The organism is Kitasatospora sp. NPDC059408, from assembly GCF_042751525.1.
In the GTDB taxonomy this organism is placed as follows: domain Bacteria; phylum Actinomycetota; class Actinomycetes; order Streptomycetales; family Streptomycetaceae; genus Kitasatospora.
Map to the genome: position 1 here is coordinate 22,575 of NZ_JBHYWI010000032.1, position 12,691 is coordinate 35,265.

Annotated in this window: 14 protein-coding genes and 1 riboswitch; of the genes, 10 read left to right on the forward strand and 4 right to left on the reverse strand. The window is 72.3% G+C overall.

Annotation, left to right across the window (positions count from 1 at the left end):
* Positions 1-10: 10 nt before the first annotated feature.
* Positions 11-448, reverse strand: a complete 438-nt coding sequence (gene sodX / locus ACFXDE_RS21935; RefSeq protein ID WP_380438557.1) for a nickel-type superoxide dismutase maturation protease — start codon at positions 446-448, stop codon at positions 11-13.
* Between the two features lie 185 nt (positions 449-633).
* Between sodX and sodN the strand changes: the two genes are divergently transcribed.
* The 8 genes from sodN (at position 634) to ACFXDE_RS21975 (ending at position 6,945) form a co-directional block, all read left to right on the forward strand.
* The gene (gene sodN, locus ACFXDE_RS21940; protein ID WP_238865337.1) at positions 634-1,029 is read left to right on the forward strand and encodes a superoxide dismutase, Ni; all 396 of its coding nucleotides are present in this window, start codon (positions 634-636) and stop codon (positions 1,027-1,029) included.
* Positions 1,030-1,141: 112 nt separating this feature from the next.
* Positions 1,142-1,280: riboswitch (cobalamin riboswitch) on the forward strand.
* Between the two features lie 95 nt (positions 1,281-1,375).
* Positions 1,376-2,434, forward strand: a complete 1,059-nt coding sequence (locus ACFXDE_RS21945) for a FecCD family ABC transporter permease (RefSeq protein ID WP_380496571.1) — start codon at positions 1,376-1,378, stop codon at positions 2,432-2,434.
* On the forward strand, positions 2,434-3,198 hold the full coding sequence (locus tag ACFXDE_RS21950) for an ABC transporter ATP-binding protein (protein WP_380496537.1): 765 nt from the start codon (positions 2,434-2,436) through the stop codon (positions 3,196-3,198). Before ACFXDE_RS21945 ends, ACFXDE_RS21950 begins: the two co-directional genes overlap by 1 nt.
* 38 nt (positions 3,199-3,236) lie before the next feature.
* The gene (locus tag ACFXDE_RS21955; protein WP_380496538.1) at positions 3,237-4,232 is read left to right on the forward strand and encodes an ABC transporter substrate-binding protein; all 996 of its coding nucleotides are present in this window, start codon (positions 3,237-3,239) and stop codon (positions 4,230-4,232) included.
* 78 nt (positions 4,233-4,310) lie between these two features.
* Complete coding sequence (locus ACFXDE_RS21960; RefSeq protein ID WP_380438552.1) at positions 4,311-4,694, forward strand: nuclear transport factor 2 family protein; 384 nt, start codon at positions 4,311-4,313, stop codon at positions 4,692-4,694.
* A 10-nt stretch (positions 4,695-4,704) separates the two neighbouring features.
* The gene (locus ACFXDE_RS21965; RefSeq protein WP_380496539.1) at positions 4,705-5,181 is read left to right on the forward strand and encodes a GNAT family N-acetyltransferase; all 477 of its coding nucleotides are present in this window, start codon (positions 4,705-4,707) and stop codon (positions 5,179-5,181) included.
* Between the two features lie 185 nt (positions 5,182-5,366).
* The gene (locus ACFXDE_RS21970; protein WP_270144190.1) at positions 5,367-5,777 is read left to right on the forward strand and encodes an anti-sigma regulatory factor; all 411 of its coding nucleotides are present in this window, start codon (positions 5,367-5,369) and stop codon (positions 5,775-5,777) included.
* A 166-nt stretch (positions 5,778-5,943) separates the two neighbouring features.
* Positions 5,944-6,945, forward strand: coding sequence for an RNA polymerase sigma factor SigF (locus ACFXDE_RS21975; RefSeq protein WP_380496541.1), 1,002 nt, complete (start codon positions 5,944-5,946; stop codon positions 6,943-6,945).
* A 49-nt stretch (positions 6,946-6,994) separates the two neighbouring features.
* Here the strand turns inward: ACFXDE_RS21975 and ACFXDE_RS21980 are convergent, their stop codons facing one another.
* Positions 6,995-7,438, reverse strand: coding sequence for a hypothetical protein (locus ACFXDE_RS21980; RefSeq protein WP_380438544.1), 444 nt, complete (start codon positions 7,436-7,438; stop codon positions 6,995-6,997).
* Between the two features lie 50 nt (positions 7,439-7,488).
* On the opposite strand from ACFXDE_RS21980, the gene ACFXDE_RS21985 reads away from it, so the two are divergent.
* Positions 7,489-8,460 (forward strand): diacylglycerol/lipid kinase family protein, encoded by a 972-nt coding sequence (locus ACFXDE_RS21985; RefSeq protein WP_380438542.1) that lies wholly within the window; start codon positions 7,489-7,491, stop codon positions 8,458-8,460.
* Between the two features lie 370 nt (positions 8,461-8,830).
* On the forward strand, positions 8,831-9,082 hold the full coding sequence (locus ACFXDE_RS21990) for a WhiB family transcriptional regulator (RefSeq protein ID WP_014138019.1): 252 nt from the start codon (positions 8,831-8,833) through the stop codon (positions 9,080-9,082).
* Positions 9,083-9,511: 429 nt separating this feature from the next.
* Here the strand turns inward: ACFXDE_RS21990 and ACFXDE_RS21995 are convergent, their stop codons facing one another.
* Positions 9,512-11,032 carry a sensor histidine kinase gene (locus ACFXDE_RS21995; protein WP_380438540.1) on the reverse strand — a complete coding sequence of 507 codons (1,521 nt, stop codon included), beginning with the start codon at positions 11,030-11,032 and terminating at the stop codon, positions 9,512-9,514.
* A gap of 440 nt (positions 11,033-11,472) precedes the next feature.
* Positions 11,473-12,531: an SIS domain-containing protein gene (locus ACFXDE_RS22000; protein ID WP_380438538.1), complete on the reverse strand. Its 1,059-nt coding sequence runs from the start codon at positions 12,529-12,531 to the stop codon at positions 11,473-11,475.
* Positions 12,532-12,691: the final 160 nt, after the last annotated feature.

A 12,691-nucleotide genomic window follows, 5' to 3' on the forward strand; every position in this document is an offset into this window, starting at 1 on the left:
TGCCGTGGCACTAGAGCTCGGCGTCCACCCAGACGCCGAGGCGGCGGGCCAGCCCCGGGACCCGGACCAGCCCGGGGGTCAGCAGCAGTCGCTCCAGCCGGCGACCGGGCGCCAGCCAGGCCGGGCGCGGGCGCAGCCGCAGCAGCACCCGGCCGAGCACGAGTTCGTCCGGAACGGCGCCGTAGCTGCGGCTGTCGCTGTCGACCGGCCGGTTGTCGGAGAGCAGCCACCAGCCCTTCGCCCGGCGCTCGGCCGCCCGCTTGACCACCAGCAGGTCCTGCTGGAACGGGTGCCGGAAGAGCACGACCGCGCCCGGGCGGATCCGCGCGCCGTACCGGACCAGCAGCTGGTCGCCCTCGCGCAGGGTCGGGACCATCGACGGTCCCGCCACGTCGACCAGCCCGAACGGCACCGTGCCCGCCCGTGCGCCGTCCCCCGGTTGCGTCATCCGCGCCACCACTCCTCCTCCCGGCCGCCGCGTCCCAGTGTGCCGTACGGACCGTCACCTGTCCGATGTCCGGATTACCCCGGTTCCGGATCGGCCTTTTGCCCTAGGCCCACCGCCCGATCGCGAAACCGGGAGGCCGGAAGGGTAGTCTCGGGCGCGGGAAGACGATCTAAGGAAGGACTCCCATGTTCTCTCGTCTGTTTGCACCGCGCGCCACCGCCCACGCCCACTGCGACCTGCCCTGCGGTGTGTACGACCCGGCGCAGGCCCGGATCGAGGCCGAGTCGGTCAAGGCCACCCAGGAGAAGTACCAGGCCAACGAGGACCCGCACTTCCGCGCCCGCGCCATCATCATCAAGGAGCAGCGCGCCGAGGCCGTCAAGCACCACATCTCGGTGCTGTGGAGCGACTACTTCAAGGCCCCGCACTTCGAGAAGTACCCGCAGCTGCACCAGCTGATCAACGACACCCTGAAGGCCGCCTCGGCCACCAAGGCGTCCACGGACCCGGCCACCGGCCAGGCCCTGCTGGACCTGATCGCCGAGGTCGACAAGATCTTCTGGGAGACCAAGCAGGCCTGAGCCTGACGCGTCGCCACGTCGAGAGCCCCCGCCCGGACCACCGGGCGGGGGCTTTCGCGCGTCCGGGCCGTGCGTTCACGTCCGTTCATCTCCGTACACATACCTGTAAGGACCGCATTGCCGTATTGGCTGTTATGCTGCCAAGGCGTCCGAGGGAGAAGTCCGGTGTGAATCCGGCGCTGACCCGCAACGGTGAGCACGCCCCCGGGGCCGTGCCAGCCCGATCGCCCCCGGCCGCTGAACTCCCGACAACTCGCCGAGGACTGCGAGGGGATGGCGCCCGGGCCCGCACCCGGCCGGCGTCGGCCCCGGCACACCCACGGCCCGAGGCAAGGCGCCCGAACAGATCGTGAGAAGGCCACCGGACTCCCGCCGCATACCCGCCGTGCCCCTCGCCGCCGGCCTGGCCGCCGCCCTGCTGCTCTCCCTCGTGTGCGGCGTGGCCCTCGGCTCCGCAGGACTCGGCTGGACGCGCGTCCTGCGGCTGCTCGGCGCCGGACTGACGGGCGGTCGGCTGGAGGCCGAGGAGGCCGCCGCGTACGCGATCGTCTGGGAGATCCGGCTGCCGCGCACCGTCCTGGCCGCCGTGGTCGGCGCCGGGCTCGCCGCCACCGGGGTCGCCGTGCAGGCCCTCGTGCGCAACGCCCTCGCCGACCCGTTCGTCCTCGGCGTCTCCTCCGGCGCCGCCGTCGGCGCCAACGCCGTCCTGCTGCTCGGCGCCTTCGCCTCGCTCGGCGTGTGGGCGATCTCCGCTTCCGCGTTCGGCTCCGCGCTGATCGCCATGGTGCTGGTGTACCTGGCCGCGCGCACCGCCTTCGGACTCACCCCACTGCGCCTCGTGCTCACCGGCACCGCCCTCTCGTACGGCTTCTCCGCGCTGACGGCGCTCATGGTCTTCGCCGCCGCCCGCGGCGAGGCCGCCCGCGACGCCATGATGTGGCTGCTCGGCAGCCTCGGCGGCGCGACCTGGGGCTCGGTGCCGATCGCCGCCGCCACCGTGCTGGCCGGACTCGCCCACCTCGCTTGCGCCGCGGGGCGGCTGGACGCGCTGGCCATGGGCGACGAGACCGCCGCCTCGCTCGGCGTCGACCCCGACCGGCTGCGCCGCGAGCTGTTCGTGGTGACCGCCGCCGTCACCGGCACGGTCGTCGCCGTCAGCGGGGCGATCGGCTTCGTCGGGCTGATGGTCCCGCACCTCGCGCGGATGCTGGTCGGCGCCGGGCACCGCCGGGTGCTGCTGGTCGCGCCGCTCGCCGGGGCGCTGCTGCTGGTCTGGGTGGACATCGTCTCGCGCACCCTGCTCGCCCCGGCCGAACTGCCCGTCGGGGTGGTCACCGCGGTGCTCGGGGTGCCCTGTTTCCTGCTGCTGATGCGCCGTCGCGGCCACGCTCTCGGAGGCCGCTGATGGACCTCGCCCTCGACTCCGTCTCGGTGGAGCTGGCCGGCACCCGGCTCGTCCACGACATCGCCCTGAAGGCCTCCGCCGGACAGGTGGTGGGGCTCGTCGGGCCCAACGGCAGCGGGAAGTCGACGCTGCTGCGCTGCGTCTACCGGGCCCTGCGGCCCGCCGCCGGGGCCGTCCTGGTGGGCGGCGACGACCTGCACGCGCTCGCCCCGCGCGAGGCCGCCCGGCGGGTGGCCGCGCTGCCGCAGGAGCACTCCGCCGAGTTCGACTTCACGGTGGCCGAGGTGGTCGCCATGGGCCGGCTGCCGCACCGGCCGGGCTTCGGCGGACCCTCGGACGGCGACCTCGGGCGCTGCGCGGAGGCGCTGCGCCGGGTCGGCGCCGGGCACCTCGCCGAGCGCGGCTTCCTGGGCCTGTCGGGCGGCGAGAAGCAGCGCGTGCTGATCGCCCGCGCGCTCGTCCAGGAGCCGCGCCTGCTGGTGCTGGACGAGCCCACCAACCACCTCGACATCGGGCACCGGCTGGAGGTCCTGGCGCTCGTCCGCGCGGCCGGGCCGACGGTGCTCACCGCGCTGCACGACCTCAACCTGGCGGCCGGGCACTGCGACCTGCTGTACGTCCTGCGGGCCGGGCGGATCGTCGCCTCCGGGCCGCCCGCCGAGGTGCTCGAACCCGGCGTGCTGGCCGAGGTGTTCGGCGTCCGGGCCACCCCCGTGCGGCACCCGGGGACCGGGGCCGTCCACCTGCTCTTCGACCGGCTCTGACCGGCCGTCACCCCTTTCATCGACCCCGAGGAACCCCCTTGCGCACCAAGGCCGTTGCCGCCACCGTCCTGCTCGCCCTGGGACTCACCGCCTGCGGCGCCGAGATCGCCCCGGGCGGCGGGGCCGCCGACGCGTCCGCCCACTACCCGGTGACCGTCGACAACTGCGGCACGAAGCTCACCTTCCCGCGGAAGCCCGCCCGCACGGTCACCTACGACGTCGGCATCACCGAGCTGATGCTCTCCCTCGGCCTCGCCGACCGGATGGCCGGCTACGTGATGCCCGACGACAAGGGCCGGATCGACCAGGTGGCCTGGAAGGACGGCTACCAGCGGACCGCGTGGCTCTCCAAGGCGCAGATCACCAAGGAGATCGTGCTCGATGCCAAGGCCGACCTCGTCCTGGCCGGCTGGCACTACGGCTACGACGAGGGCCGCGGATTCACCCCGGAGGCGCTCAAGGCCGTCGGCGTCGGCTCGTACGTGCTCACCGAGTCCTGCCGCAGCGGCAAGGGCACCGAGCGCGGTGTGATGTCCCCGCTGGACGCGCTCCACACCGACCTGGCCAACCTCGGCGAGATCTTCGACGTCAAGGACCGGTCCGACAAGCTGATCGCCGACTTCAAGGCGCAGGTCGCCGCCGTCCCGCAGCCCGAGCGCCGGCCGTCCGTCTTCCTGTACGACAGCGGGCAGGACAAGCCGTACACCGCCGGGAAGTTCGCCGCGGCCGACGAGATCATCACGAAGGCCGGCGGGCGCAACGTGATGGGCGACGTCGCCGACTCCTGGATCACCACCGGGTGGGAGAGCGTCGTCCGGCGCGACCCCGAGGTGATCGTCATCAACAACTACGGCGACACCGGCGCGGACGCCAAGCGGGCGTTCCTGAAGTCCTTCCCGCCGCTGGCCGGGGTCTCCGCGATCAGGAACGACCGGATCTTCGTCCTGGACTACGCCGACCTCGTCGAGAGCCCGCGCAACCCGGCCGCGATCACCGCGCTCGCCGTGTACCTGCGCGGCGGGCAGGGCGGCTGACCGGCCCCGCCCCGGCCCCTCCGGCCGGGCGTACGCTCGGAGTACGAACCGACGGACCCCGACCGGAGGAGCGACATCATGACCGCCATGGCGGCGCCGACGGCCTTCGACCCCCGCGCCCTGCGCGAGGGCATCGAACGCAGCGACGCCGGGATCCTGCTCACGCTGTACGCCGAGGACGCGGAACTGCGCGTCGTCGACCACCGGACCCAGCCCAGCCACCCCCTGGTGATGCACGGGCGGGACGAGATCGGGGCCATGCTGAGCGACGTCTACGGGCGCGAGATGACCCACACGCTGGAACAGGTGGTCGTCCAGGGCGACCACGTCGCCTTCATGGAGTCCTGCCGCTACCCCGACGGCGTGCGGGTCCTGATGACCTCCATGGCCGACCTGCGGGACGGACGGATCGTCGACCAGACCTCCGTCCAGGCCTGGGACGAGACCGGTCCCGGCCAGTAGGCTCGGCCGCATGATCCGCACCGCCCTCCCCACCGACGTCCCCGTCATCCGCGCCATGATCCGCGAACTGGCGGAGTACGAGAAGGCCCCGCACGAGGCGGTGGCCACCGACGGACAGCTGCACGACGCGCTGTTCGGCCCCGCACCGGCGCTGTTCGGCCTGATCGCCGAGGACGACGCCACCGGCGAACCGGTGGGCTTCGCGGTCTGGTTCCTCAACTTCTCCACGTGGCGCGGCACCCACGGGATCTACCTGGAGGACCTGTACGTCCGCCCGGAGTCCCGCGGCGGCGGCCACGGCAAGGCGCTGCTGCTGGAGCTGGCCCGGATCGCGGTGGAGCGCGGCTACTCGCGGGTGGAGTGGTCGGTGCTCGACTGGAACGAGCCCTCGATCGACTTCTACAAGGCGCTCGGCGCGGTGGCGATGGACGAGTGGACCGTGTACCGGCTCACCGGCGACGCGCTCACCGCCGCCGGGGGCCGCTGAGAAAGCGCTGAGAATGCGCTGATCAGCTGCCCCGAACCCCTGCCACCCTGCGTCGCGATGCCTTACCATGAGTAACTCCCGCACCGGTATCGCGGCAGACCCCCCGGAGGGGGTACAAACGGGGTGCGAACAGGGGTACCACCAGAGGTACCAAGCAAGCACAGCGCGTCACCCAGGAGGCAAGGGTGTCCCAGATCGACAGCGATCTCGGAGTTCAGGACTTCGTGGAGGTCCGGCTGCCCGCGGCGGGGGCCTACCTCTCCGTGTTGCGCACCGCGACGGCCGGGCTGGCCGCCCGGCTCGACTTCACGCTGGACGAGATCGAGGACCTGCGGATCGCGGTGGACGAGGCCTGCGCCATCCTGCTCCAGCAGGCGGTGCCCGGTTCCGTCCTCTCCTGCGAGTTCCGCCTGGTCGGCGACTCGCTCAAGGTGACCGTCGCCGCACCGACCACCGACGGCAAGGCACCCGAGCGGGACACCTTCGCCTGGACGGTCCTCTCCGCCCTGGCCGGCGAGGTGGACTCCTCGGTGGGCGAGGACAACACCGTCTCGATCAGCCTGCACAAGAAGCGCGGCGGTTCCGCCGCCCACTAGCCGGCCTCGCCGGCAGCGCCGCCGGCAGCACCGCGCGCAAGGGCCGTCGGCCGGCACCCCTACCCGGGGCCGGCCCGGCGGCGCCCGGTACCGCCCACCACGCGGTACGACCACAGAGACGAATCCGGGGCCGACGGCCCCGGTGCTCCCGGAACGGAACGGGGGAATGGCCGTGAGTGATCTGGACCGTACCGGCCTCGCGACGGCGGGCCCTGCCGTACCGACCCAGGCGAGCGTTCCCGGCCTCGCCGCCAACGACGAAGCGCACCCGAAGGACGCCCACCGGATGAGCCAGCCGACCGAGCCGACGTCTGAGCCGACGCCCGCCTCCCCGACCCCGCCCGAGCCGGCGGCGGACGGGGCCGCGGACCTGCACGGCGCCGTGCCCGCCCAGGGCTCGCACCGCACCGGGGCGCCCGACCGGGAGGCCGCCCGGGCGCTGTTCGTGCGGCTGTCCGCGCTGCCCGAGGGCTCCCCGGAGCGCGTCGAGCTGCGCAACCAGCTGGTGCGCATGCACATCCCGCTGGTCGAACACCTGGCCCGGCGCTTCCGCAACCGCGGCGAGCCGCTGGACGACCTGACCCAGGTCGCCACCATCGGGCTGATCAAGTCGGTGGACCGCTTCGACCACGAGCGCGGGGTCGAGTTCTCGACCTACGCGACGCCGACCATCGTCGGCGAGATCAAGCGCCACTTCCGCGACAAGGGCTGGGCGGTCCGGGTGCCGCGCCGGCTCCAGGAGCTGCGGCTGTCGCTCACCACGGCGACCAGCGAGCTCTCCCAGCGGCACGGCCGCTCCCCCACGGTGCACGAACTGGCCGAGCACCTGGGCATCTCGGAGGAGGACGTCCTGGAGGGCCTGGAGTCCGCCAACGCGTACTCCACGCTGTCGCTGGACGTCCCGGACAGCGACGACGAGTCGCCGGCCGTGGCGGACACCCTGGGCGCCACCGACGAGGCCCTGGAGGGCGTCGAGTACCGCGAGTCGCTCAAGCCGCTGCTCGCCCAACTGCCGCCCAGGGAACAGAAGATCCTGGTGCTGCGGTTCTTCCGCAACATGACCCAGTCGCAGATCGCCGCCGAGGTGGGGATCTCCCAGATGCACGTGTCCCGGCTGCTGGCCCGCACGCTGGCCCAGCTCCGGGAGAAGCTCCTGGTCGAGGAGTAGAACGGCCGGCCGCTCGGCGAGCGGCCGGCCGTCCGGCGGTCCTGCGCGCTCAGCCCTCGTGCTCGGCGTACAGGACCGCCGTCGTCTTCGGGCTCAGCAGCGCGACGATGCCCGCGAGCCCGAGCAGGCCGACCAGCACGCCGACGCCGATCATCGCGCCGCCGCTCTTCACCATGTAGTAGGCGACCGGCAGGCAGATCGAGTTGGTCAGCACCGCCGGACTGCGGCCCCAGCGGCGCCCCTTGAGCAGGGCCAGGGCCGCCAGCACCGGCAGCACGCCGAGCAGCACGATGACCGCGCCGCCGAACTCGTTCAGGGCGAGCTGCTTGGCCTGGCCGGACAGCGCGGACACCATGTCCGAGACGCCGACGACGGCCAGCGCGGCGCCCTCCAGGGCGGTGATGGCGGCACCGGCGGTCAGGGCGACCGGGCGGGCCCGGCCGGCCGCGGGCGCGGACGCCGGGGGTACGGGGGCGGAGGATTCTGCGGTCACTCCAGCAGGGTAGCCGCCGGTTGGTCCGTACCGACCCGTAGGCTTTCCCCATGCGCGCTCTCCTGGTCGTGAACCAAAAGGCCACCACCACCAGTGGCCGCACCAGGGACGTACTGATCCACGCCCTGCGCAGCGACCTCAAGCTGGAGGTGGCGGAGACCGCCTACCGCGGCCACGCGCGCGACCTGGCCCGCGAGGCCGCGGAGGACGGCACGGTCGACCTGGTGGTGGCACTGGGCGGCGACGGGACCGTCAACGAGGTGGTGAACGGGCTGCTGTCGCACGGCCCGGGCGAGAAGGTCCCGCGACTGGCCGTGGTGCCGGGCGGTTCGACCAACGTGTTCGCCCGCGCGCTGGGCCTGCCCAACGATCCGGTGGAGGCCACCGGGGCGCTGCTGAACGCGCTGGAGCACGGGCGCGAGCGCCCGATCGGCCTGGGCAAGGCGATGACCGGCGGACTGCCGGACCGCTGGTTCACCTTCACCGCCGGCCTCGGTTTCGACGCCGGGGTGGTCGGCCGGGTCGAGGAGCAGCGCAGGGCCGGGCGCAAGTCCACCCACGCCCTCTACATCGGCCAGGCGGTCCGGCACTACATCACCCAGCGTGAGCAGCGCCGTTCCGGCCCGGTGGCCCTTCGCCTGCCGGGCCACGAGGCCGTTCCGGGCCTGGTGCTGGCGATAGTCAGCAACACGTCGCCGTGGACGTTCCTGGGCAACCGCCCGGTCTACCCCTCGCCGCTCGCCTCCTTCGACACGGATCTCGACGTCTTCGGCATCACCCGGATGACCGCGTTCGGTACTGCTCGAACGGTCCGTCAGATCCTGCGGTCGTACGCGCCTTCGAGCGACGGCGCCCCGTCGGCCGGGCCCTCCGGGAAGCACGTCGTCTCCTATCACGACGTCAGACACTTCACCTTGGTTTCAGAGGAACCAGTGCCGTTTCAGGTCGACGGGGACCATCTTGGAGACAGGAGTCGCGTCAGTTTCACAGGCGTACGGCGGGCACTGCGTGTGATTGTGTGACCGGAAGTGGGGTTCGCCCTTCTTCTCGAACGCACAAGCCCCCTTCACTCCATAGAAGTACTGGCTGTGAGCTAGGCGACACCGAAGAATCAAAAATTCCTCCCCGAAGGGGGTTGTATCCGAGCCCGAGGTTTGCGAACCTCTACATGGCGATCGGGACACATCGCAGCGACGGCAACCTCAGCACCTGACGGAGGCCGACCGCGGGGCGTCCCTCGAATCGCCGAATCCCTCCCCAGCACAGACCACCCGGGCCCGGCGGGCCTTTGGTCTCTTTTGCTGTTGCGGGATTCGTGAAAGCGTTCACATTCACAAGCCATCGATTATGCCGATCAGGGCCACCCCCGTCGGCAGGAGGAGTTGGACGACCATGGACTGGCGCCACCGCGCTGTCTGCCGCGAAGAGGACCCGGAGCTGTTCTTCCCGATCGGGAACACCGGTCCTGCTCTGCTGCAGATCGAGGAAGCCAAGGCCGTGTGCCGCCGCTGTCCGGTCATGGAGCAGTGTCTGCAGTGGGCTCTTGAGACCGGCCAGGACGCCGGCGTCTGGGGCGGCATGAGCGAGGACGAGCGTCGCGCGATGAAGCGTCGTGCCGCCCGCAACCGCGCCCGCACCGCCTGATCACACGCCGTAGTACCAGCAGTGACCGCAGTACCGATCAACACATGATCAAAGGCTTCCCTGCAGTTCCTGGTGAAGCCTTCCGCACAAAGGACCTTGCTCGGCAAAGTCCTGCGACACCGGTCCGTCCAGCCACTTGATACTGTTCACTTAGAGCAATATTGTGGAGCTGAGGCGCTCACCGTGTGCAACGCACCGAGCGGTGTCGCATCACCCAGAGCCCCCGTTCCGGCCGACTCCCCCCGACGGCCGGAACGGGTTGAGAGGCCCTGTCGACCCACCCCCCCCGGTCGACAGGGCCTCGTTTCTGTTTCCGCGCCCGGTTGCCAGCTGCCACCGGGGCGCGCGGAGTGCACACCCGGCGCTTCGGCCGGGCGCACGCCCCGACGCGCACCACAACGCATCGACCCATCGGGTCGGCGGATCGGGTCAGCGCACCGGGATCTCCAGGATCACCTTGGTGCCGCCGTTCGGCCCGGCCACCATGTCGAACGTGCCGCCCAGCTCGCCGGTGGCGAGCGTGCGCACGATCTGCAGGCCGAGGTTGCCCGCCGTCTGGGGGTCGAAGCCCTCGGGCACGCCCCGGCCGTCGTCCTGCACGGTGATCAGCAGGTACTCCTCCGGTCGGGCGCCGCCGTTCCAGCTGTCCGACCAGCCCATGCCGGTGGCCGGAGCCCGGCCGCGCAGCGCGCTGACCTCCAGGTGGCCGGAGGCGCTCGGACCGAAGGCGTGCTCCAGCGCGTTCTGCAGCAGTTCGGTCAGCACCATCGACAGCGGGGTGGCCACCTCGGCGGACAGGATGCCGAAGCTGCCGGTGCGGCGGGTCTCCACCCGGCCGTCCTGGGACAGCTCCATCACCATCGCGAGCACCCGGTCGGCGATCTCGTCGAAGGCCACCTGCTCGTCGAGCGCCTGGGAGAGCGTCTCGTGCACGATCGCGATCGAGCCGACCCGGCGCACCGCCTCGTCCAGCGCGGCCCGGCCGGCCTCCGACTCCATCCGGCGCGACTGCAGCCGCAGCAGGGCCGCGACGGTCTGCAGGTTGTTCTTCACCCGGTGGTGGATCTCCCGGATGGTCGCGTCCTTGGTCATCAGCTCGCGGTCGCGGCGCCGCAGTTCGGTGACGTCCCGGCAGAGCACGAGCGAACCGGTCAGCGTCCCCTTGGGCTTGAGCGGGATCGCCCGCAGGGTCACCACTCCCCCCTGCACCTCGATCTCGGTCTGCCGCGGCGCCCACCCGCTCGCCAGCTTCACCAGCGCCTCGTGCACGGCCGCGCGCGACGGCGGGACGAGGTCGGCGGTGGCGCGGCCGAGGTGGCTGCCGACCAGGTCGGTGGTGAGGCCGAGGCGGTGGTAGGCCGAGAGCGCGTTGGGGCTCGCGTAGGTGACGATGCCGTCCGCGTCGAGGCGGATCAGGCCGTCGCCGACGCGCGGGGCGGCGTCCATGTCGACCTGCTCGACGCCCGGGTACGGGAAGCTGCCGGCGGCGATCATCTGGGCGAGGTCGGAGGCGCTCTGCAGGTAGGTGAGCTCCAGCCGGCTGGGGGTGCGGACGGTCAGCAGGTTGGTGTTGCGGGCGATCACGCCGAGGACCTTGCCCTCGCGCCGCACCGGGATGGACTCGACCCGGACCGGCACCTCCTCGCGCCACTCCGGGTCGCCCTCGCGCACGATCCGGCCCTCGTCGAACGCGGCGTCCAGCAGCGGGCGGCGGCCGCGCGGGACGAGGTGGCCGACCATGTCGTCCTGGTAGGAGGTCGGGCCGGTGTTGGGCCGCATCTGGGCCACCGAGACGTACCGGATGCCGTCCCAGGTGGGGATCCACAGCACGAGGTCGGCGAAGGAGAGGTCCGACAGCAGCTGCCACTCCGAGACCAGGTTGTGGAGCCAGTCCACGTCGGCCCCGGTCAGGGTGGTGTGGCGACGGACGAGTTCGTTCAGCGAGGGCACATGGCGAGGGTATCGCCGCCGGTCGGGCGGGGGCGCGGCGGACCGGGGAGTGGACCGGCCGGCCCCGCGCCGGCCCCGCGCCGACCCCGGGGAGTTGTTTAGACCAATGTGCCGAGCGGCCTGGACAACCGAGATTGGTCTAGTCCACAATGGAAGGGCACCAAGGAGAGGCCCACCGCGCAACTGCCCTGACCGCGCGCGGCCGCTCCTCGGTCGGACGCCACCGAGCGAGGACCCCGCACAGTTCTCGGTCGACTCCGGTGCCCGACGACAGCTCCGGGCTGCGGTGCCGCATGGGTTGAGGGTCCCGTGTCGGCGCCGTGGCCCGTAGTGCTTTCCGGGTGCGGTGCCCCCGGGAACCCCGACCATGTCCCGCCGCTCAAAGAACCGGCCCCCGTCCACAGGCTGTGGACGGGGGCCGGTTCTGCTGTCGGCGGGCGTCAGTGCGTCTCGGTGACCTTGGCCAGCGCGCGCGGGGCGTCCGGGTCCTGGCCGCGGGCGATGGTGACCTCGTAGGCCAGCAGCTGCAGCGGCAGGATCTCCAGGATCGGCTGCACCTCCTCGGGCACGCCGGCCGGCAGCGCGAAGCCCGCCGAGGCGGCGTCCACCTGCGCCTGCTGGCCGACGACGACCAGGTCCGCGCCGCGGCCGCGCAGGCGGTCCAGCACCGGCTGCAGGGCCTCGCCGCCCTTGCCGTCCGGGACGATCGCGATGACCGGCGAGACGTTGTCCACCATGGCCAGCGGGCCGTGCAGGAGGTCGGCGCCGGAGAACGGGGAGGCCGGGATGTAGGTGGTCTCCATGAGCTTCAGCGCCGCCTCGCGGGCGGTCGGGTAGCCGTAGCCGCGCGAGGTGATGACCAGGCGCTGGGCGAAGCGGTAGCGCTCGGCCAGGGCCTTCACCTCGGCCTGGCGGGCCAGGACGCCGGCGGCCAGCGCCGGCAGCTCCTTGGCGGCCGAGCCGTCGCCCCCGCGCAGGCCCTCGACCAGCAGGTACAGCGCCAGCAGCTCGGCGGTGTAGGTCTTGGTCGCGGGCAGCGCCTTCTCCGGGCCGGCCAGCACGTCGATGTGGAACTCGGAGACCTCGGCCAGCGGCGAGGCGGCGTTGTTGGTGACGGCGAGCGTGATCGCGCCGGCCTCGCGGGCGGCCTTGGTCGAGGCCACCAGGTCCGGCGAGCCGCCGGACTGGCTGACCGTGATCACCAGGCAGTCGGTGAGGTCCGGCGTGGCGCCGTAGGCGGTGGTGGTGGACATCGAGGTCAGGCCGGCCGGCTTGCCGAGCAGGATCTCGATCAGGTACTTGGCGTACAGCGCCGCGTTGTCGGACGTGCCGCGCGCGGTCAGCAGGACGAAGCGCGGGTTGCGGGCGGCGATCTCGGCCGCGACCTCGCGGATCTTCGGGGCGCCCTCGTCGAGGATGCGCTGGAGGACGGCCGGCTGCTCGGCCATCTCCGCCGCCATGATCCGGCCGGGGACGGAAACAGTCTGCGTGTCGGACATCTGGATGTGCCTCCGATGAGTGGTTCGACCCCGCTCGGGCCTGACTGCCCGGCGGGGACCTCTACGGCGGCGAGTCCGCACACTCGCTGCGGTGATTCCTGCCGCAATCCTACGGGGGCGGCGGCCCGCCTGCTCGCCCCGGCCCCGGGCCGGCGGGCGG